The 21278-nt window shown below is 47.3% G+C and carries 14 protein-coding genes and 1 pseudogene; 8 read left to right on the top strand and 7 right to left on the bottom strand.

What is annotated here, in order from left to right; genetic code table 11:
- Window positions 1-29 precede the first annotated feature (29 nt).
- The 4 genes from NCI00_RS10920 to NCI00_RS10905 all read left to right on the top strand — a co-directional run bounded on the left by NCI00_RS10920 (window position 30) and on the right by NCI00_RS10905 (window position 7995).
- Window positions 30-1727 carry a SusD/RagB family nutrient-binding outer membrane lipoprotein gene (locus NCI00_RS10920; RefSeq protein WP_253527403.1) on the top strand — a complete coding sequence of 566 codons (1698 nt, stop codon included), beginning with the start codon at window positions 30-32 and terminating at the stop codon, window positions 1725-1727.
- 148 nt (window positions 1728-1875) lie between these two features.
- Entirely contained in the window at window positions 1876-3195 is a 1320-nt protein-coding gene (locus tag NCI00_RS10915) for a c-type cytochrome (RefSeq protein ID WP_253527401.1), read from the top strand.
- Window positions 3196-3228: 33 nt separating this feature from the next.
- Window positions 3229-6633: a VCBS repeat-containing protein gene (locus tag NCI00_RS10910; RefSeq protein WP_253527399.1), complete on the top strand. Its 3405-nt coding sequence runs from the start codon at window positions 3229-3231 to the stop codon at window positions 6631-6633.
- Window positions 6634-6642: 9 nt separating this feature from the next.
- Complete coding sequence (locus tag NCI00_RS10905) at window positions 6643-7995, top strand: vanadium-dependent haloperoxidase (RefSeq protein ID WP_253527397.1); 1353 nt, start codon at window positions 6643-6645, stop codon at window positions 7993-7995.
- Window positions 7996-8193: 198 nt separating this feature from the next.
- Here NCI00_RS10905 and NCI00_RS10900 read toward each other — a convergent pair whose 3' ends face one another.
- Window positions 8194-10734 carry an ABC transporter permease gene (locus tag NCI00_RS10900; RefSeq protein ID WP_253527395.1) on the bottom strand — a complete coding sequence of 847 codons (2541 nt, stop codon included), beginning with the start codon at window positions 10732-10734 and terminating at the stop codon, window positions 8194-8196.
- 128 nt (window positions 10735-10862) lie between these two features.
- Window positions 10863-11546, bottom strand: a complete 684-nt coding sequence (locus tag NCI00_RS10895; RefSeq protein ID WP_253527393.1) for an ABC transporter ATP-binding protein — start codon at window positions 11544-11546, stop codon at window positions 10863-10865.
- Between the two features lie 117 nt (window positions 11547-11663).
- Between NCI00_RS10895 and NCI00_RS10890 the strand changes: the two genes are divergently transcribed.
- From NCI00_RS10890 to NCI00_RS10880, 3 genes are read left to right on the top strand one after another with little or no spacing between them, the layout of a single operon-like run.
- A complete protein-coding gene (locus NCI00_RS10890; RefSeq protein WP_253527391.1) occupies window positions 11664-12356 on the top strand; it encodes an arylesterase in 693 nt (230 codons plus the stop codon).
- Window positions 12357-12387: 31 nt separating this feature from the next.
- Window positions 12388-12846: a DUF6932 family protein gene (locus NCI00_RS10885; protein ID WP_253527389.1), complete on the top strand. Its 459-nt coding sequence runs from the start codon at window positions 12388-12390 to the stop codon at window positions 12844-12846.
- A gap of 18 nt (window positions 12847-12864) precedes the next feature.
- Window positions 12865-13071, top strand: a complete 207-nt coding sequence (locus NCI00_RS10880) for a hypothetical protein (RefSeq protein ID WP_253527387.1) — start codon at window positions 12865-12867, stop codon at window positions 13069-13071.
- An 11-nt stretch (window positions 13072-13082) separates the two neighbouring features.
- On the opposite strand, the gene NCI00_RS10875 is transcribed toward NCI00_RS10880, so the two are convergent.
- The 3 genes from NCI00_RS10875 to NCI00_RS10865 all read right to left on the bottom strand — a co-directional run bounded on the left by NCI00_RS10875 (window position 13083) and on the right by NCI00_RS10865 (window position 18530).
- Window positions 13083-13952 carry an aldose 1-epimerase family protein gene (locus tag NCI00_RS10875; protein WP_253527385.1) on the bottom strand — a complete coding sequence of 290 codons (870 nt, stop codon included), beginning with the start codon at window positions 13950-13952 and terminating at the stop codon, window positions 13083-13085.
- Between the two features lie 171 nt (window positions 13953-14123).
- The gene (locus tag NCI00_RS10870) at window positions 14124-16568 is read right to left on the bottom strand and encodes a TonB-dependent receptor (RefSeq protein WP_253527383.1); all 2445 of its coding nucleotides are present in this window, start codon (window positions 16566-16568) and stop codon (window positions 14124-14126) included.
- A gap of 216 nt (window positions 16569-16784) precedes the next feature.
- Window positions 16785-18530 (bottom strand): gamma-glutamyltransferase family protein, encoded by a 1746-nt coding sequence (locus NCI00_RS10865; RefSeq protein ID WP_374758838.1) that lies wholly within the window; start codon window positions 18528-18530, stop codon window positions 16785-16787.
- A 426-nt stretch (window positions 18531-18956) separates the two neighbouring features.
- On the opposite strand from NCI00_RS10865, the pseudogene NCI00_RS29575 reads away from it, so the two are divergent.
- Window positions 18957-19142: pseudogene (locus NCI00_RS29575) on the top strand (ATP-dependent nuclease); the annotation flags it as partial.
- 51 nt (window positions 19143-19193) lie between these two features.
- On the opposite strand, the gene NCI00_RS10860 reads toward NCI00_RS29575, so the two are convergent.
- Both NCI00_RS10860 and NCI00_RS10855 read right to left on the bottom strand, forming a co-directional pair.
- On the bottom strand, window positions 19194-20525 hold the full coding sequence (locus NCI00_RS10860) for a DUF58 domain-containing protein (RefSeq protein WP_253527379.1): 1332 nt from the start codon (window positions 20523-20525) through the stop codon (window positions 19194-19196).
- A 74-nt stretch (window positions 20526-20599) separates the two neighbouring features.
- Entirely contained in the window at window positions 20600-21220 is a 621-nt protein-coding gene (locus tag NCI00_RS10855; RefSeq protein WP_253527377.1) for an L-threonylcarbamoyladenylate synthase, read from the bottom strand.
- Window positions 21221-21278 lie beyond the last annotated feature (58 nt).

Here is a 21278-nt window from a genome sequence, read left to right as displayed (position 1 = left end):
TTACAATCATTCATTAAAGACAGAATATTATGAAATGGTCCAATAAAACAATCCTTGGTTTGCTCGTTGCAGGATTTGTCACTACTTCCTGCGAAAAGCAAGACTTCGTGGAAATCAACAAAGATCCGGATGCGCTTTCAACCGTACCACCGGAAAACCAGCTGCTCAATGCAACCATCAGCTTGCATTCTCAAGATTTTGAGGCTTTTTACGATACTTATCGCCGTATCATGCCTTGGATGCAATACAATACAGGTACCAACGGCAACGAGCTAGGCTTTACGAGCAACGTAGATAACTTCTCTCAGCGCTACGGTCGCTTCTACAACGGAATCGGCAACGTATTGTACGATTTAGAAAAGCTAGTAGACCGCCTGCCCGAAAGCGAGCGTCCAAAATACGTGCACATGGTTCGGATGGCCCGCGTATTGCGTTCTTACTACGCATTTTACGTGAGCGACATCTACGGCAGCATTCCTTATTCTGACGCTTTCCAGGCGCGTTATGGCGGTACACTTACCCCAAAATATGACACGCAACAGGAACTTTTCAATAAGTTGGATACCGATTTGAAAGAAGCCATTACTACCCTAAAAACGCCACAAACGGTAGTTCAAATCAACACAAGCGCACCTGCTTACGACCAGTACTACGGTGGCAACGCTGCCAAATGGGTAAAAGCCGCCAATGCGCTCCGTTTGAAAATCGCAACGCGCCTCGTCAAAAGAGATGCCGCCAAAGCCCGTAGCATTGCTCAGGAAGTATTGGCTACGCCTGCTGACTTAATGTCTTCCAACGCCGACGGTTGGGTATTTATAGGTCGTTTTGACTTTACAAGTGGTGGCAACTGGAACCCCGACGGTTTTAGAGCTGGAAAGCCATTAGTTGATTTTATGTGGAACACCAAAGACCCACGTTTGGACGCATTTTTTACGCCAAACCGCTACACACAGGCCAATATAAACGCTTTGATTGCCGCTAAGCAATTGCCTGCGGGTACTACCGAAAATGCCCGTCGTTATGTAGGCAGCTTTACCAGCCCCGACGAAGCACAAAGCGCCACCAATCGCCGTGCGTTTTATACCCCAAAAACCATTACGGTCAACGGGCAGCAAGTATCCGTTGATACTTTGTCTAACATTCAACCACGTTTGTTTCAGCCTGCCTTCAACAGCGGCAATGGCGTTGGTGATGGCAACTCTTACCTCCCAGTCATTACGTACGCTGATTTCTGTTTGATGCGTGCTGAGTTAGCAGCCCTCACCATCACATCAGAGTCGGCCAAAGATTGGTACGAAGCAGGAATTACAGCTTCCATTCAGTGGTTTGACGAAGTAGCCAAAGGTAGTAAAATCGAGAACTACACCCCACTGGCAGCGGGCGAAATCGCCGCTTATCTGGCCAAACCAGAAGTAGCTTTCAACCCCGCCAAAGCGCTGGAACAAATTGCAAGCCAAGCCTACATCAATTACTTCAACAAAGTAAATGAAGGATGGGCCGTTTGGAAAAGAACAGGTTTCCCCAACGCAACTTCGGTTTTGGCATTGCCTAATATGCGCTCAAACGGTGCCGTATTGAGCCTTCCACGCCGTGCCCCTCTTGGTTTGATTAACACAAGTGACCCTAACTATACCAACAAAAAAGGTGCATACGACGCCATGGCTGCCATCACAGGATGGGGCCGCGACCCACAGGATGCTACCGGCCGTGTATGGTGGGATCAATAATAATGCAATTCAATAGAGTTGAACTTTGGTAAACTGATTTAAATTCCGAGATAGTTTTATCTCGGAATTTTTTTCTTTCATTTATCGTACTTTTGTGCATCTCATACTACCAAATACCACTTTTACCATGCGATTGGGGAAACCAAAAATGAACGTATCCTATCGTAAGGCATTCTTTTTCTGCCTTATCAGTATTACTTCTTTTGCCCAAAAATTTACCTTCTACCAAGACGTACAACCCATTATCCATGCACACTGTGCGGGATGCCACCGCCCCGGCGAAGCGGCTCCGTTTAATCTCATTACTTACAACGACATCAGTAAACGCTCAGACTTCATCAAAAAAGTGACTACCAACGGCTACATGCCCCCCTGGTACGCCAACGACCACTACACCGACTTTACCAACAAACGCCAACTCACCGAGGCTCAAATCCAAACCATTGGGTCGTGGATTGACGACGGTATGCCCAAAGGGAAAGTAAACCTTGAGGCCGAAACAAAACTTTTAGAGCGCACCGATGCCGGTACCGCCTACCACCGCAAACCCGACCTGACGCTCAAGATGGCGCAAGCTTACCTGCAAAAAGGTGATGGCGAAGAGCGCTTTATGGTATTCAAGATTCCTTTTGAACTGCCCGCCGAAGCCAACGTGGAAGCGGTAGAATTTACCTCCAACAACAAAAAAATCATTCACCACGCCAACTACGCCGTTCACCCCGTCGAAGATCCTAGCATTGATATTCACACTACGGTGTCACAAATCAATCTGGGCACCGACGAGAAATACAACTACGACCAGTGGCTTCCCTATAAAAAGAAGATGGTGTATTATGGAGGCTGGATACCCGGCTCATCCTACGAATCATACCCTGCGGGCGTCGGCTGGCGAATGCCCAAGCGGGGTGTCATTTTGCTGACAATTCACTTTGGTCCTGCGGGCAAAGACGCCGAAAGCATCGACGGAGTCAACTTCTTTTTTAAATCTGAACCCATCCAACGCACCGTAAAAGTAATCAGCTTGGGCTCTGGCGGCATCGGTCAGAAAGACATCGACCCTCCGCTGATGATTTTTGCCAATGACAAATCAACGCACCACCTCCAAGTGACCAACCGAAACGAGGATATTTCATTGCTGTATGTGTGGCCGCACATGCACCAAATCGGTGCTGAATTTAAAGCCTACGCCACCACTCCGACCGATACCATTCCGTTGGTACATATCCCCAAATGGGATTTTAGATGGCAGGAACTCTATCGTTATCGCCGGCCAGTGGTACTACGACGCGGCTCAGTCATCAACATCGACGGCACTTACGACAACACCGCCGAAAACCCCGCCAACCCGTTTAACCCGCCGAAGCTTATCTTATCGACGGGCGATATGCGCAGCGACCAGGAGATGCTCACGCTGTTGCTGGTATATGTACCCTATCAAGACGACGACGAAAAAAAAACTTGGGAATAAACGGGCTGGATTCTTCCATTAAACACGACCGATATGAATCGACTTCTATACAGCGCCTTGGGTTTCTCCGCTTTATTGCTGTTTCAGATTTTACCGCCAACGGTATCTAAGGAAAAGTTTGTAACCATCGGTAAAAAGGACAAACAACACCCCGATATATCAGCCGCTGCCCAGCCTCTCTTCAAACTGCTGAGTCCAGACCAAACGGGCGTTAGGTTTATCAACCAAATTAAGGAAGACGATTCTTTGCACATTTTCAAATACGAATACCTCTACAACGGCAACGGCGTAGGTGTGGGAGATTTTGACAATGACGGATTACCAGATTTATTTTTTTCGGGCAATACAGTTCCCCACAAATTATACCTCAATCGCAAAAACTGGAAATTTGAAGACGTTACAACTCCCGCCGGCGTCACTGGCAATGGTACCTGGGGCACTGGAGTGAGTGTAGTAGACATTAATGGCGACGGCTTATTGGACATCTACGTCTGCCATTCGGGGAAATTCACCCCCGAACGCCTTGTCAATGAGCTTTTTATTAACCAAGGCGTCCAAAAAGGGATTCCCGTCTTTAAAGAAAGTGCCCGCGAGTACGGACTGGATTTGCCGGGTACGCAAAGCACCCAAGCCGCGTTCTTTGATTATGACCACGACGGCGACTTGGACGTTTTTGTCCTCAACCATTCCAATCACACCTACAATCCTTTCCTCAATACCCGTTCTATCCGCGCAACCCCCGATAGGCGTTTTGGAAATCGATTACTAAAAAATGAAAAAGGCGTATTTGAAGACGTTACTTTACAGGCAGGGATTATTAACAACCCACTCAATTTTGGGTTAGGCGTTGCCATATCTGACCTAAACCACGACGGTTGGCCAGATATTTACTCCACCAGTGACTATACTGAGCAAGACTGCCTCTACCTCAATCAACGAGACGGCACTTTCAAAGAATCATTACGCCAGAGCATGGCCCACACTTCCAAGTTTTCGATGGGGGTAGACATTGCCGATTATAACAACGATACGCGGCCCGACGTATTTACCCTCGACATGCTGCCTGAAGATAACCATCGGCAAAAAATGTTGAAGGGGCCAGACGAATACGACCAATATAAACTCCTGATAGACAGCGGCTATTATCATCAAAATATGCGTAATATGCTACAATTGAACCAAGGGTTGAAGCAAAACAACGCAGTGCCCGCGTTTTCAGAAATTGGTCAGTTGGCGGGTGTTTCTGCCACCGACTGGAGTTGGGCGGGGTTGTTTGCCGATTTTGACAATGATGGCTGGCAGGACTTGTTTGTTTCCAACGGTTATCTGCGCGATTTTACCGATTTGGATTTCATGAAATATACCGTTGCCGAAGCCAAGCTGGACTACGCAACGCGCGGAATACTGGATTTTCAGACCTTTGAGTTGGTCAAAAAAATGCCTTCAAACCGACTGCTCAATTATGTTTTTCGGAACAACCATGATTTAACGTTTTCAAAGAAAAACCAAGAATGGGGCATTACTTCGCCTTCGGTTTCAACGGCTGCCGCCTACGCCGATTTTGACGACGACGGCGATATGGACATGGTGGTTTGTAACCAAAATGAACCCGTACACCTTTACCAAAATCAAATCAACCTTGACAGTGCTAAGCCTCATTTTTTAAAGGTAAAGCTGAAGGGGCAGGCAGGAAACTCCCAAGCACTGGGAGCGAAAGTCGTCGTTGAAACCACCGCTGGGGTTCAATACCGGGAGCTGTATCCCGTGCGTGGCTATCAGGCATCGGTCGAACCATTGCTCAATTTTGGACTGGGTACACAAACATCCGTCAAATCACTCACGGTGTATTGGCCCAACGGCAAGCGTAGCATTTTACCCAACCCTCCCACCGACCGCCTAATTGAATTATCGCAACAGGAAGCCTCCGAAATTGCCGCCTTTACCGAGCCTATCCTCTCTCCCATTTTTATCGAAACAGCAGCAAAAAACACCTTAGATTTTCATCACCGAGAAAACGATTTTATTGATTTTAAAGTCGAAGTTTTGATCCCGTACCAACTTTCAAGACTGGGGCCCGCACTGACCAAAGCGGATGTAAACGGCGACGGATTGGAAGATATTTTTGTGGGCGGAGCCGTAGATCAAAGTGGCGAATTGTGGCAGCAACGTGCTGATGGCAACTTTCAGCGGGCCGCCCAACAACCTTGGCAAAAAGAAGCCGTCAGTGAAGATGTCAACGCCCTTTTCTTCGATGCTGATGGCGACAAAGACGCTGATTTGTACGTGGTTAGTGGGGGCAATGAGTACGAATCTGGCTCTCCCGAATACCAAGACCGACTGTACATCAACGACGGAAAAGATAATTTCCAGCGTAACACTTCGGCCCTTCCTGCCATGAATGACAGCAAAATGGCCATCACTGCGGCAGATTTTGACCAAGACGGCGACCTCGACCTCTTTGTCGGGGGGCGTGGCAAAGCTGGTTTTTTTCCCATGCCTTCGGTGAGTTATCTCCTCCGGAACGACAAAGGTATTTTTACCGACATTACAGAGCAAGCTGCCCCCGCCTTACGTAACGTCGGCATGGTTCAAACCGCCGTTTGGGCTGATTTAGACAACGATAAATACCCCGAACTAATTTTGGGGGGCGATTGGATGCCAATCAAAATTTTCCGTAACAAAGGTGGGCGTCTCACCGATATATCAAACGAAAGCGGGTTGACCAATACCGAAGGATTGTGGGCGACGTTGCTGCCCGCCGATGTTGACAACGACGGGGACTTGGACATCATTGCGGGCAATGCCGGCCTCAACAATCAATTCAGAGCGTCGGTCAAAGAACCCATGAGTATCGTGACCGCCGACATCAACGACGACGGCGTCATTGATCCCATCTGGAGTTATTTCATAGAGGGAAAAAGCTACCCCGTAGCCTCCCGCGACGAACTGCTCGACCAAGTGGTGCCACTTCGTAAAAAATTTAACCGCTATCATCTCTACGCCAACGCCACCATCAACGACATTTATTCAAGCAAACAACTCGCCCAAGCCAACACGGTCTACTGCCGCCAATTGGCTTCGGGAATTTTTCGTAATAACAACGGCAAATTTGAATTTGAGGCATTTTCGGTTGAGGCGCAGTTTTCACGCATCAGCAGTATTTTGTACGAAGATATAGATAAAGACGGCCATAAAGACCTGTTACTCTTAGGCAATTTTCACCCGTATCGGGTACAAATGGGCCCCTGCGACGGTAGTTTTGGTCAACTGATGAAAGGCAACGGCAAAGGGCTGTTCACGCCGATTTCGCCCGCTCAAACAGGCTTGTGGGCGCAGGGTGACGTACGCACTGCCACCATTGTTCAGGCCAAATCAGGCACTAAAAAGCTATTCTTGGGCCTAAACAATGACCAGTTAAAGATTTTTGAATTTAAGTAAACACACGGCATGGCTTTCCCAAAAATTATTTTTTTTTGTCTACAACAAAGCACCATCAGTGGAGTACTACTGCTTTTGGGGGTCATTTGCAGTCCTCAGGCCACGGGGCAAAATGCTCGGTTTGAGGAAACGGCCTTCCACCAAGCGCATCAGCTACTGACCGACGTCATCGTTACGGATATTCTTACCCCGCCCGTGGCTTCTCGCGTGTACGTATACGCCCATGTGGCGGCCTACGAAACATTGGTGGCAACTCGGCCATCTTCGCATCAATCGTTGGCTGGACAACTTTCCCAACTCACCCCACCTCCTGCTCCTACCCACCGTATCAACCCCGCCATTGCGGCCATTGAAGCACTCCTCACGACGGGACGCACCATGATTTTTTCGGAACAGATGTTTGATGAAAGCAGCGCAAAAATCTGGCAAAGTTTTGTACAGAAGGGCTATTCCCCTGATACACTAACACTTTCGCGAGCGTATGGACGGCAGGTAGCCCAACACATACTAAGCTGGACGACCAAAGATAACTACAAAGCCACCCGGGCCATGCGGCGTTATTCACCTATCAAGCGCCCCGGGATGTGGTTACCCACCCCGCCGGGATACATGGCGGCGGTAGAACCCTACTGGAACCGAATTCGACCTTTGGTGCTGGACTCTGCTTCTCAGTGCAAGCCCACCCCAAATGCATCTTTTAGCACCGCTCCCGATAGCCCTTTTTTTCGGTTAGCAAAAGAGGTACATCAAGTAGGACAAACCTTGACGCCTGAACAAACCCTAATTGCCAATTTTTGGGATTGTAACCCCTTCTTTCTCAATACCAAGGGGCACCTCAACTTTGGCACAAAAAAGCTTTCGCCGGGAGGTCACTGGCTTTCAATTGCGGGTCAGGTAGCGGCCCAAACCAACGCTGATATTCTGAAAAGCAGCGCTGCCTACACACTCACGGCCATTGCATTATTTGATGGGTTTATCAGTTGTTGGGACGAAAAGTACCGTTCAAATGTGATTCGTCCTGAGACCTACATTAATGCGCATATTGACGAAAAATGGCGTCCGCTACTCCAAACACCGCCTTTTCCTGAATATACCAGCGGACACAGTGTTATTTCGTCGGCGGTGGCGGTGGTGCTTACCCATTGGTTTGGCGACAACATTGCGTTCGTCGACGCTACTGAAGTGCCCTATGGCTTACCCACCCGACAGTTCAGTTCTTTTAAACAGGCCGCCGAAGAAGCTTCCATCAGTCGTTTATACGGCGGGATTCATTACCGCCCCGCCATTGAAAATGGTCAAAAACAAGGTCAGCAAATTGGAGAATGGGTGCTTCAAAAAATAAAATTGCGTAAGGAGAAGTAATCTAAATATAAGCAAAGGCTAGCTATTTTTTACATGGCGGCGGCGTCCCCAAGTACTTTCTCATTGACCAAAAGGGTAAAATCGTGAGCACCTTTGCCCCGAGACCCTCTTCGGGAAAAGCCGAGGAAGCCATACGAGCGCTGTTGAGGTAAAATATCAACAATGACAACGTTTGAAACGTTGTCATTGTTACACTTACTACACATCTTGCCTCAGCACTTCCAGCGGTGAGCGCGACAGAAGGCCCCAACTGTTGACCAAACCGATGAACACCGTGATGGCAGGCACTACCAAAAACACCACCAAAACGGGCAGGAATTGAGGGTTAAAATCCGTTTCAAAGCTGAAACGTGCCAGCGCCCAACCACCGCCTACGGCCAATAAAACACCCGTTGCAGCGGCCAATGTTCCCAAAAAGAAGTATTCTAAGGCCGTAATCACCAAAATCTGCCGACGGCTTGCGCCTAATGTTCTTAACAACACGCTTTCCTGAATGCGTTGGTACTTAGAAATCAACACCGACGCAATGAGGACAATCAGGCCCGTCAGGATGCTGAAGCCCGCCATGAAGCGAATCACAAAACCAATCTTGGTGGAAATATCGTCCAAAACGGTGAGAATCAGACCCAAATCAATCATCGAGATATTGGGAAATTGCTGCACTACCGACTGCTGAAACTTCGCCGACACTTGGTTGTTGGGTACGTGCGTCAGAAATACGTGAAACTGCGGCGCGTCTTCCAATACCCCTTTGGGAAACAGCACCAAAAAATTGGTTTGTACGCCCGCCCAATCCACATCGCGCAAGCTCGCCACCACGGTTGTCAGCATGGTTCCCTGCACGTTGAAGGTCAGCGTATCACCAACTTTGATAGTATTGCGCTCCGCGTAGCCATCCTCCAACGAAATCGGCACGGGCGCGGCGAGGTCTTTTGCTTCGCCAATCCATTTACCTTTCACTATTTTTTCGGTCGAAATCAGCGAATCGCGGAAGGTAACGCGGTATTCACGGCTAAACAGCCCCCGCCAACGTTTATTGGTGGTATCTTTGAGTGCTTCTACTGAGGTTTGTCCGTTCAGTTCATCCAAGCGCATCGTCACAATCGGCACCGACTGTAAAACGGGTAGTTTTTGTTGTTTCAACAAAGCAATCACGGGCGCTTTTTGCGGTGTTTGAATATCAAACAGTACCATGTTGGGTTGGTCGCCGTCGGTCGAAAGCTTGATGCGGGCCAGCAAAAGGTTTTGTACAAAAAGCAACGTACAGATAAACATGGTTCCCAAGCCAATAGAGACCATCAAAATGGCCGTTTGGTTGTTGGGACGGTACAAATTTGCCAATCCCTGTCGCCCCAAATACCCCCACGAAGAAGGGAAAAACCGGCGCACCAACCACATCAACAGCGAAGCCATCCCCAGAAGCAGCAAAAACGCCATCGTTACTCCACCCGTAAAGGCTACGGCATCGGTCCATTTTTTCATTTGCAACCACGTAAATCCGAACACAAACAAGAGAATCAGGGCATAAACGAGCCATATTAGCGGGTCTTTGGTGATGGTTGTCTGTTCGTACGAGGCCCGAAGTACATTAAGCGGCGACACTTTCCGAATGGAAATCAACGATAATAACGCAAACAGATTTGAAATGATTACCCCCAACACTACGCCCTGACCGATGGCCGAAAATGACAGTTCGGTGGCCAACTCAAACGGTAGGAAGTCTTTCAATACAGCAGGTAAAAATTGCTGAATCACCGCTCCCAATCCCGCCCCGAGGAGTGAGCCAATCAAACCGATTCCTGAAATTTGAATCAAATAAATTAGAAATGCTTGTGATGCTTTTACACCCAAACACCGCAAAATAGCAATGGAATTGAGCTTTTCTTTAATGTAAATATGAATGGCACTCGCCACCCCAACACACCCCAAAAGCAACGCAATAAAGCCAACCAAACTCAAAAAACGCGTCAAATCGCGAAACGAGCGCCCCGTATCTTCCTTTTGACTTTCGACGGTGCGGTAGTTGTAATCTTCGGCCTCCACCGTGGGTTCAATCTTCTTGACCAACAGCGGCATATTGACCTTGGGCGCAAACTTGAAATAATAACGGTACGTGATTCGGCTGCCTTTCTGCGCCAAATTTGTTTGCTTCAAATACGACAAGGGAATGTAAACCGACGGCGCTACCGTGGCCGCAATGCCCGTTTGCCCAGGCGCTTTTTTCAAAATCCCTGCTATCAAAAACGTCACCTCGCCTACTTTGAGCGAATCGCCTACTTTGGCTTGGTATTGCAGCATGAGCGTCTGGTCTACCAGCACTTCTTTTTTGTTCCGGAAGGTTTTCCCCGCCGAGGCTGGCTCGGTCTCCAATTCTCCATAATACGGAAAGTCGCCCTCCAACGCCCGAATCTGCGCCAAACGCGTACCGCTGTTTTTGGGGAAATAAATCATGGACGCAAAGCTCAACTCTTTTGATTGCTGCCCTTTCAATGAGTCAACCAAATGGGTCATTTTAGGACTCGGTGGCGTATTGTCGGAAAGTTCCAAGTCGGCCCCCAACAGCGAAGCAGCTTGTGTATCAATATTTTGCTGCAAGTTGTAGCCCAAAGAATAGATAGCCACCAACGCCGCAATGCCCAAGACAATGGAAGAAACAAAAAGCAACAAACGCGAATAATTGCGCCGACTGTCGCGCCAAGCCATCGTGACCAGCCACGCAAAATTTATCTTTGAATTCATTTTAACTTTTTTTTACCACAGAGTTACACGGAGCGGACTGCCGCCGCGAGTTTTTGCACAGAGTATCACAAAGTTCTGTCTCTCAGTGTAACTCCGTGCATCACTCCGTGGAACGCTGTGGTTATTTTTTATGAAGTAAGCGTATCTGAAAGAATCTTCCCGCCTTTGATGCGAATGATTCGCTGGGTTTTGGCGGCCAATTCGAGGTTGTGGGTCACGAGAATAAGCGTAGTTCCTGATTCTTTGTTCAAATCAAACAGCAATTTCTCCACTTTCACGCCTGTTTCGGCGTCTAGGTTTCCCGTGGGCTCATCGGCAAAAAGAATTTGGGGTTGGTTAGAAAATGCCCGCGCCAACGATACGCGCTGCTGCTCGCCACCGCTCAACTGCGTTGGATAATGATGCCCTCTATCGGCCAAGCCCACCTTATCAAGCAAGTCCAAAGCGCGACTACGAACGTTTTTTTCGCCGCGCAATTCCAACGGCACCATCACGTTTTCGAGCGCCGTGAGGGTAGGCATGAGTTGAAAATTCTGAAAGATAAACCCAATGTAACGATTCCTGACCGACGCCAATTCATCTTCGTTGAGTTGGTTTAGACCGATGCCGTTGAGCTCAACCTGTCCGCTCGACGCGCGGTCCAATCCTGCACAAAGACCAAGTAAAGTTGTTTTTCCACTGCCCGACGGCCCGACAATCGAAAGCGTAGAGCCTGCTTCGACCGAAAAATTGACGTCCTCCAGTACTTTTAAATCTCGATTACCACTCCGATAAACTTTCCCAACCTGATGAAGATGAAGTATATTTGCCATAGTCTATGTTTAGAATTCACGCCAAGCTGCAAAGGAGCAAAGAAACGACAGTGTTTCAGAAACTTATACGTCTTTGCATGAGTTTATTTTATATCAGTATTCTAATCAAAATACATTATGCCTAAAATAGTTTCAATCTTTCTGCTTTATTTTTTGATGTTCGCCTTTGTGGCCTGTACCAACACCGAAAAACCCTCGGATGAGCAAACTTCCGCAACCAAAAGCAGCCCCGCCACACCCGTAAAAACCGTTAAGAACATTCTTATTTTTGGCAATAGCCTCACGGCGGGTTACGGTCTGGAGCCTTCGGAATCGTACCCTGCACAGCTCCAAAACCGACTGGATTCGCTCAAATTACCTTATAAAATCGTGAATGCGGGCGTCAGCGGCGAGACTACTTCGGGCGGCAACAGCCGTTTGGATTGGGTACTGAAAAACCCCGTTGATATTTTCATTCTGGAATTGGGCGGCAACGACGGCCTGCGCGGGATTCCCGCCACCGAAACCCGCAAAAACCTCCAATCCATGATTGACAAGGTAAAAGCCAAATACCCAGAAGCCAAGATTGTGTTAGCGGGTATGCAGGTGCCACCCAGCATGGGCAAAAAATACGCCGACGAATTTAAAGTAATTTATCCCGAATTGGCCCAGAAAAACAAGGTAGAACTCATCCCTTTCCTCCTAGAAAACGTAGGCGGTGAAGTAAAACTTAACCAAAAAGACGGAATCCACCCCAACGCCATCGGCGCAAAAATCGTGGCCGAAAATGTGTGGCAAGTGCTAGAAGGAATGTTGGAGAAGGGTGTGTAAGTTTAAATACTGATTTTATTATAAAGAATCTATGTCAATAACCTTTGATCCAAACGGCCACTTAGTCCCTTACGATATTGTCAGTATAGATACTTACCAATTGGAAGAATATTTCATTTTCAATGAGCATCGTTTGAACATTTACCTCTCATTCAAAAAATTTATACATTCAGTTAAGGCGCTAGGATTATCTGAATTTGACATTTGGATTGATGGCAGCTTTGCAACGTTAAAAACCCGACCCAATGACATTGACGTTGTTTGTTTTGTTAATCACTACACATACGATTCACATTATAAGGCTCTTGGCTCACTCAGAATCGCATTTCCTCAGGTAGATGCCTACTTTGTCAAACTATATCCTCCTGGGCATCTTAATTATAATTTTTCTAAATTTGATGAACTGGATTGGTATCATCTTCTCACCAAAGACCGCAAAAGAAGGTCAAAAGGAATATTAAAAATGAAAATTTCAAAAGACGACAAATGAGATTAAACTGAAAATTTTATGAAAGCTTACGAATCACTCCAAGATGAAATTCAATATACACTTGAGAGCATTGGTCGTATCAATGCCGCACTCGTACGACACGAAGCTCAGGAAATTCCTGATACGTTGGCAATTGTACAGTATCAGGAATTGAAAACTGACCTCACCAAACAACTTTTAGCTTTACTCGCTGAAATGGACGTAAATGTAGCATTGGCCGCCTAGCCAAACATTCCTCACCCCAAAGTTACCGTCCAACTCCGCTCAAAATGTTCTTTGGCTGCCAACTGAATAATGCCTTCCTTTTGGGTAATGTCTTGGTTATGGTCTACGGAATCGGCGATGCCGCACCAGGGTTCGATACAAACGAAGTCGGCGTTTTTGGCGGCCCAAATGCCGAGATAAAGAAAATCAGGAAAATCAAATTGTAGCGAATGCGCGGATTTTGGCGTGTGCAGCACCACGCTGTCGGAACGATAGTTTTTAAAGACCAGCGCGTCTTCGTAGAATAGTTCTTTGGTCAGCGGCAAATCCGTTGTTTGCTTCGCCAGCAAAACGGGGGTTTTCTCCACCATTCCTTCGGGAGTTAGCGGCCACCGCGCCCAATCTTCGGATTTATTGAAACTCAAAAGATAGTCTTCATACTGCGTTCCTTCTACCAGAGGTATTCTAAACGCGGGGTGCGCTCCCACCGAAAACCACAGCGTGCCGCCGCTTGTATTTTCTACCAAGTAGCTAACTTTCAACTGATTATTCAACAGTGAATACCGAATTCGAAACGCAAATTCAAACGGGTACACGGCCAATGTACTTTCATCGTGGGTCAATAAAAACGTAACTGAATCGCTTTGTTGCTGCTCCACCGCAAAGGTTTTTTCACGGGCAAACCCGTGGCGGGAAAGGTGGTAGGCTGTGCCGTTAAAATAGTAAGTGTTGTCTTTCAGGCCTCCCACAATCGGAAACAAAACGGGCGAATGTTTGCCCCAAAAATCAGGATTTCCCTGCCACATAAATTCAAGCTGGGAAGCGAGCAAAACCAAGCTATTGAGCTCCGAACCTTTGGGATTGATGGTGGCTTTAATATCGGCGTTTTGAATGATAATCATGAATGCTTTGAACAATTGGGTGATTAACGAAACTTACTCCGTCGCAAAATACGCCAACAAATCCATACATTCCAGTTGAACCTATTTTTAAATTTCAATCGATTAAACCAGAAACCATACGTCTACCACGTCGATTCTCTAAACCATAAATCACTTAAATTGGTAAATGCGTCAACTTCTCACCCGACTTTTTTCGCTTTCTGAGCCACCCGTTTGGCGTACATTCAGGGTTTTGCCTTTGTTGAAACGATAGGTAAGTGAAAGAGTAGCGACGCGCGAGTCCAAATAGCTGAACCAGTTGGCCGAGGCATTGGCAATGTTGCGAATATCTCCCTTAATTTGATTGGTATAAAATATATCGCTGACGTTGAGTCTAATCGTCCCCTGATTTTTCCATACCTTTTTGGACAATCCCGCCCGCACCGAGCCAATCGGATAAATCAACAGTTGGCCCAATAGAAACGTACTTTGGTACGACCCTGCCAATTCGGCCGACCAAGTGCTATTGAGTTGGAATTGATTGGTGGGAATAACCGCCCAATAAAAACGCGAATCATCCAGCTTTTGACCGTACAACGTCGCCTTGAAACCATTGTTGATGTACTCGGTATAGAGATTGAGCGTCCACCATTTGGTGGGCTGCAAGCTGCCATTGACCGAAATTCCGTACGAAATCCGCTGCCCAAAATTGCCCGGGCGACTGTAATAAATCGTGCCGCGCTGCTCGTTGGTTTCCGAAATCACGTTTTTAGCAAGGCTGTACTGTAACGTCGTGGTAATCTTGTTTTTGAAGGTATGGGAGAGTTCGAAATTGTACGAAAATGTCGGTTGCAAAAAGGGATTTCCACCGTAATAAGTAAAGCGGTCGAGCGGGTACGAAAAGGGATTCATGTCCTGATAATTGGGTCGGTCAATCCGACGGCCAAACGAGAATCCGACTTGGTGAACATCGGCCGAATCTAACCGATAACGCGCGTAAAATGTCGGGAAAAAGCTGTTGTATTTTCGGTTAAAAGTGGAGTCTTTGGTTTGCTTATTGCCCAATTGATGCCCTTTGATGGTGGTATTTTCAAAACGAAGCCCCGCCTGCACCGACAGCCGCTTGAACTCCCGGGTGTAATTTACATACGACGCGTTGATGTTTTCTTTGTAATTAAAGTTATTGGTAAACTCATAATTGGGAAAACGTTTTCCGTCCAAAACATCAAAAAAATCGGCGACGTTTCCTGTTTTGATAAAGCTCGTTTTCAGGCCCGTTTCAATCTTACCGCCACTTTTCAACGGGCTCGTATAATCAACTTTAGCCGTGCTGATGTCGATGGTAGTAGGCAGCGACGAAAACAAAATCGACTGACTGACAAATTTATTTTGGGGGTCAAACAGGGTATTGGTCAATGTTTGGTTGCTGGTCGATTGGTAGTGAATGTAATCGGCATTGGTCGAAAGTTCTTTGCCCGTGCTATCAAATTTATAGGTAAAATTAAAATTGGCGCTGCCGTTTTTCCACACTCTGTCGGTAGGACTGACGGCCTCCACCAGGCTTGTTATTTCATTTGCGGCGTTAAGTACTTTGGCTTTGTTGGTTACATTGACCAACGAAGGGTTGTAAAATCCATTCAATACCACCCCCAAAGTCGTTTTTTTGGACGCGTAAAAATCCACGCCGACTTTCAGGTTATTCCCGCCCTGATTGCGCTGAATGTAAGAATTTTGGGTAAATGCCGAGGTATATTCACCCGTGGGCTGGTAGTAGCGTCGCCAAATGGTAAGGTCTTGATAAGTACTGTTATGGTTAACGCTCGCGTTGGAGAAAAAATTAAGCTTATTGATGCGATAATTAAAATTGAGGCTGTTGTTGGTACGTCTATAAACTCCCTGACCATAGCTCAAATTGACCCCGCCGTTAAACCCCTTCAACACATTTTTTTTCAGTCGAATATTAATCACACCCGCATTCCCCGCCGCGTCGTATTTGGCGGGCGGATTGGGCATAATTTCGATGGTTTCGACCGAGCCCGCGGGGAGCGATTTGAGGTAATTGGCCAAATCATCGGCCGATAAGTACGTAGGTTTATCGTCCACAAATACCACCACGCCCGATTTGCCTTTCAGCCGAATTCCTCCGTTTTGGTCAACGGCAATTCCTGGCGATTTTTCGAGTACCTCCAACGCATTTGTGCCTGCATTGCCAATCAGCGCATCCACATTCACCACTGTTCGGTCAATTTTAGTTTCGACAAAGGTTTTTTTACCCGTTACTTTCACTTCCGCCAAACTTTTGTTTTCTTCCACCAAAACCACGGCAGGTAGCGTCGCATCCGTTTGCGCCACTGAAAATGGCTTACTGATGTATTTTTGATAGCCCAAGTTGCTCACCATCAGCAGATAAGCCGCCGATTTAATGTTCAGCAGTTCAAACTGACCATTGGCTTCGGTTACGGCTGCTTTTACAAACGAAGAATCTTTGGCATTCAACAAAGAAACTACGGCTCCTTCTAGCGGTTTTTGACTAGTGCCCCGTATTTCACCAGAAAGTCTAAACGTTTGCGCCAAAAGTGGTTGGGATAAAATAAAAAGCAAAAAACCTGCAAAAGCTGAAGTGTAGCGTTGAATCATGGGCTGTAATGAGTTGGATGACAGGATGCAACAAATGTATTTGCTATCATGACCTTTCAGAAACAAGGAGGTACTAAATCCGCCTTTTTTTAGGCTGAATTGCCAAAAAAAGCGACCGAGGTGTTTGTAAAAAAACACGTTTAAGTCTATAAAAAAAGGGTGTCAGGCCATTTCTAAGCCCAACACCCTTTTCAAGATACTTTATGAGAACAAAAACTACCAGCCAATGCCGTAATCTTCGCCGTGGTTGCTGGAGCCACCCCAGAAACTGCCGTGTTCCCAATCGAAATAAATGGCGTTGATGGGTCCGCTGGTACGATCTTGGTAATTTATTTTGTAGCCCATTCGACCCAAATCTTTGCGGGTCCAGTCGGGCATGGCTTCGTTGAGGGTCAAACCGCCGTTGATACGCTCGTGCTTTCCAAAACTTGAATACATCTGAAACGTCTTAAAACTAGGCGCTTCGCAGGATTCCTGCACCGTCATGTCAAATTCTACCATGTTCAAGAAAAACTGCAACAGCAATTGGTCCTGCTCATCGCCCGCTTGCTTGGCAAACGACAGGTAAGGTTTGCCATTTTTGAGGGCCATGCTCGGGGTCAGCGTCACGCGGGGGCGTTTGCCGGGTTCGAGCACGTTGAAAGGGTTTTCTTTAGCATCCAGCACAAACGCCTGCATCCGTTGGCTCATGCCAATGCCCGTATTGCCCGCAATGCAGGCAGGTACCCAGCCGCCGCTCGGCGTCACCGAAACTACCCAACCCTCTTCGTCGGCGGTTTCGATGGACGTGGTGCCTGCGGTAAATGATTCTTCAAATTTTTCGTCCAGAGTGGCATTATTTTTCGGCGACGTCAGGCTAGCGCTGCCCCAATTTTTCAGCATATCCAAGTACGGATTGGCCTTTCCCTCAAACGGATACGGGTCGCCGGGGCCGATTTTGGGGTCGTTCATGTTGGGATTAATCAGCTTGCTGCGCTCTTTGGCGTACTCTTTGGAAAGCAGCCCTTTCATCGGTTCTTCGGGGCCAAAAGCGGGGTCGCCGTAGTAAAAATCACGGTCCGCAAACGCCAAGTTCATGGCCTGATACAGCGTATGCACGTAGCGGGTGGAGTTATAACCCATGCTTTTCAGGTCAAAATTCTCCAGAATATTTAATGCTTGGAGCATGGCCGGCCCTTGGGTCCACTGCTGCAATTTATAAACCTCGATGCCTTTGTAGGTGGTCATCATGGGCTCTTCAATCTTCACTTTCCAGTTGGCCAAATCCTGCTCTGTAATCAACCCGCCCTGCTCGCGGCAACCCCTCGAAAATTCCTTGGCAATCTCGCCTTTATAAAACAGATCGTTGGCGGCGTAGATAGCGTCTTTGCGCGATTTACCTTTGGCAAGTGCCTGTTGCTCCGCGTTTACCAGTTTTTTTAGGGTTTCGAGCAGGTCTTTTTGAACAAATATCTCACCCGCGTCGGGCGCTTCGCGATTGGCCCCCAAATGCGGCAAAAATACTTTTTTTGAATACGGCCACTGCTTGATCAGGTCTTTGCCTTTTTCAATCGAATTGGCGGTTTGGGCTTCGATGGGGTAGCCAGCGGCCATTTCCATGGCGGGCGCCAGCACGTCTTTTAGCGACATGGTGCCGTACTCGGCCAACATCGTCATCAGTCCGCCGGGGGTACCGGGCGTGACGGCTGCCAACGGGCCGTATTCGGGCGGGTATTTCATGCCTTTGCTCTTATAAAACTCGGGCGTGGCGCCCGTGGGGGCTACCCCGTGGGCGTTGATGGCAATGACTTTCTTGGTTTTGGGGTTGTAAATGAGTGCTTGCGTCTCCCCTCCCCAACTGAGCACATCCCACATGGTACAGGTAGCGGCCAACATAGCGCAGGCCGCATCAATGGCATTCCCGCCTTTGGTAAAGGTCATGGCACCAGCCGTAGCGGCCAAGGGTTTGCCCGTGATGGCCATCCAGTGCTTTCCATGCAGCGGAGGCTTTTGGGTAGTGACTGGTAAGTTATTGAATGCCTGCGCATTGCCCTCCCTATTTATCAGAAAAAGGGCAAAAGCCATCGGCAGAAAGCGAAGTAGTTTCATAAGGTTTTAGTTTGGGTTTGTCGATTTTATCCTAAAAATAGGGATAGTGGTGCAGGATGTCAAATGAAGGGGGGGATTTTATGATGGGAATAGGTGCTTTTGGAGATTTGCCAGAGAGGAGAAATAGCCGTTTGATAAATTAATTGGCATAAATTGGGGTAGTGCAGGCAGTTTTATACATTCCCGTAAGTTATATACATCCCTGTGTAAATTACAATTGCAGGTCTTTTATATAGCTGCAATAAGTTACACTACGGCAGATTGTAAACGCAATTATTATAGCTTTTAAAAAGATGAGTAATGTATATATCAAAAATTAAAATCAAAAATTTTCGCAACTTCAAAGAAAAAGAAGTAGAGTTTAAAGAAGGAATAAATGTCCTTATCTGGCATAATAATTCAGGCAAAACGAACCTACTTAAAGCCTTAGCTTTGATTTTAGACTATCAAGGCACTAAACGATTGGGCATAGACGATTTCTATAAATCATCTTCCCCCGAGCTTTTAACTGAACTAAGAGCCGCCGCGGGCCTGCCCCTACATCATCCCTCTCGCCTTCAATTCCAGATATTTATTCACCGTATTGGCATTCAGGTCTTTGGGGGCGGTGAGGATAGATTGGATGCCATATTGCTCAAGCTCTTTTACAATGCGGCGCTTTTCGTAGAAAAACCGCTCGGCAATGGTTTTGAGGTAGATGTCTTCGGTGTTTTCGGCGGGGGTCTTGAGCAATAACGAAGTCTCGGTATTTTCGAAGAACACCACAATCAGCAAATGGGTTTTGGCCAATCGCCGCAAAAAAGGTAGCTGCCGACGCATAGCGTTGACGGTCTCAAAATTGGTAAACAACAACAACAAACTCCGCTGCCGCACGTGCGTTTTTACGTACGAATACAGCGTTTCATAATCACTTTCTAGGTAACGTGTTTTCTGCTTGTAGAGCATTTCCAGAATCTTCTGCATTTGTCCCGCTTTACGCTCGGCGGGCAGAATTTGACCGATGACTTCCGAAAACGTAATCACGCCCGCTTTGTCTTGCTTCAACAACGCGATATTGCTCAATACCAGTGTGGCATTGATGGCATAATCCAAGAGCGTTAGCCCTTCAAACGGCGATTTCATGATGCGGCCCTTGTCAATCAGACAATACACGGCCTGTGAGCGTTCGTCCTGAAATGCATTCACCATGAGGTCGTTACGACGGGCGGTTGCTTTCCAGTTTACGGTGCGGATGTCGTCTCCCTGCACATAAGGCCGAATCTGTTCAAATTCCATGCTGTGCCCCAACCGACGGATGCGCTTTATGCCCAGCTCGGTCAGGCGGTTGGAAATGGCCATCAATTCGTATTGTCGCATTTGGAGGTACGACGGATACACCGCCACCATCTTGTTTTGCGAAAACTGAAACCGACGTTTTATCAACCCCAACGGACTTCTTACCAACACATTGACGGCCCCAAAGCTATATTCACCGCGTTTGGTAGGGCGCAGTTCGTAGCGTAAAAGTTGGGTTTCGTTGGGCACCAATTCGGCTTCAAACAGCACATCACGTTTTTGAAATTGAAACGGAATCTCGTCAATCACTTCCAAGCGGGCCTTAAATCCGTACCGGTTTTCTAAGTAAATGGTAATCGGATTAGGGTCGCCGTTAGAAAGGCGGTCGGTTACATCACGACGCGCAAAAACGCCCTCGTTATTTCTAAAAAGTAAAACCAAATCGGCCACCACCAGCAATGCCGCGATGGCACTGCCGATCTTGGCAATTCCGAAGAGAAATGGAAAAGCAAACGCCAACAAAAAGGTGGCCGTCAATCCAATGAAAACCTCCCAAAAAAGGGTGGAGATATAAAGTTGGCGAAGGTATTTCAAGACAACAGTTTTTAATATTTTTCCTTCAAAATCAGGAACGTATTGAATGTATTTTATTGTGAACAGACACTTTACTAACGCGTAAACTCCCCAGCACCTTCCCGAATAATGTCAAAATTATCGTCGGTGGCATCAATGACCGTGGAAGGAATCAGCCCACCAAAGCCTCCGTCAATGACAATATCTACCTGATGCTGAAAACGTTCAAAGATAATCTCTGGATCGGTGGGGTATTCCATGATTTCGTCTTCGTCATCCTTTATAGAAGTAGTAATAATGGGATGGTTCAATTCAAACACAATCATCCGCGCAATGGGGTGGTCGGGCACCCTGATTCCCACGGTTTTGCGATTGGCCAGTACTTTCGGGACCTTATTGTTGGCTTCCAAAATAAACGTAAACGGCCCAGGCAGGAGTCGTTTCATTACTTTAAAGGCGGCGTTGCTTACCCTAGCGTAGTCTGAAATATGGCTCAAATCGTGGCAAATAAACGAGAAATCATTCTTTTGAGGTTTGATTCCTTTGATGCGCGCAATGCGCTCCACGGCCCGGGCGTTGTGAATATCGCAGCCGAGGGCGTAGACGGTGTCGGTCGGATAAATAACAATACCCCCGTTGCGCAGGCTGTTGACTACCTGCTGAATCTTACGCGGTTCGGGCGTTTGGGGATGAATATGAAGGAATTCCGCAGGCACGTAGGAAGTGGGTTAAGGGTTTGAGTGCAAAATCAGTTGGACTAATTACGCGGAATTT

The sequence above is a fragment of the Runella salmonicolor genome (genome assembly GCF_024158025.1).
GTDB lineage: Bacteria > Bacteroidota > Bacteroidia > Cytophagales > Spirosomataceae > Runella > Runella salmonicolor.
Note: the sequence above shows the minus strand (reverse complement) of the source record. Positions and strands in the feature narration are given on the sequence as shown.

Excerpts from the sequence above, each read along its gene's own strand:
- NCI00_RS10920 (WP_253527403.1), top strand. The coding sequence starts at position 30 with ATGAAATGGTCCAATAAAACAATCCTTGGTTTGCTCGTTGCAGGATTT.
- NCI00_RS10915 (WP_253527401.1), top strand. The coding sequence starts at position 1,876 with ATGAACGTATCCTATCGTAAGGCATTCTTTTTCTGCCTTATCAGTATT.
- NCI00_RS10910 (WP_253527399.1), top strand. The coding sequence starts at position 3,229 with ATGAATCGACTTCTATACAGCGCCTTGGGTTTCTCCGCTTTATTGCTG.
- NCI00_RS10905 (WP_253527397.1), top strand. The coding sequence starts at position 6,643 with ATGGCTTTCCCAAAAATTATTTTTTTTTGTCTACAACAAAGCACCATC.
- NCI00_RS10900 (WP_253527395.1), bottom strand. The coding sequence starts at position 10,734 with ATGAATTCAAAGATAAATTTTGCGTGGCTGGTCACGATGGCTTGGCGC.
- NCI00_RS10895 (WP_253527393.1), bottom strand. The coding sequence starts at position 11,546 with ATGGCAAATATACTTCATCTTCATCAGGTTGGGAAAGTTTATCGGAGT.
- NCI00_RS10890 (WP_253527391.1), top strand. The coding sequence starts at position 11,664 with ATGCCTAAAATAGTTTCAATCTTTCTGCTTTATTTTTTGATGTTCGCC.
- NCI00_RS10885 (WP_253527389.1), top strand. The coding sequence starts at position 12,388 with ATGTCAATAACCTTTGATCCAAACGGCCACTTAGTCCCTTACGATATT.
- NCI00_RS10880 (WP_253527387.1), top strand. The coding sequence starts at position 12,865 with ATGAAAGCTTACGAATCACTCCAAGATGAAATTCAATATACACTTGAG.
- NCI00_RS10875 (WP_253527385.1), bottom strand. The coding sequence starts at position 13,952 with ATGATTATCATTCAAAACGCCGATATTAAAGCCACCATCAATCCCAAA.
- NCI00_RS10870 (WP_253527383.1), bottom strand. The coding sequence starts at position 16,568 with ATGATTCAACGCTACACTTCAGCTTTTGCAGGTTTTTTGCTTTTTATT.
- NCI00_RS10865 (WP_374758838.1), bottom strand. The coding sequence starts at position 18,530 with ATGGCCATCACGGGCAAACCCTTGGCCGCTACGGCTGGTGCCATGACC.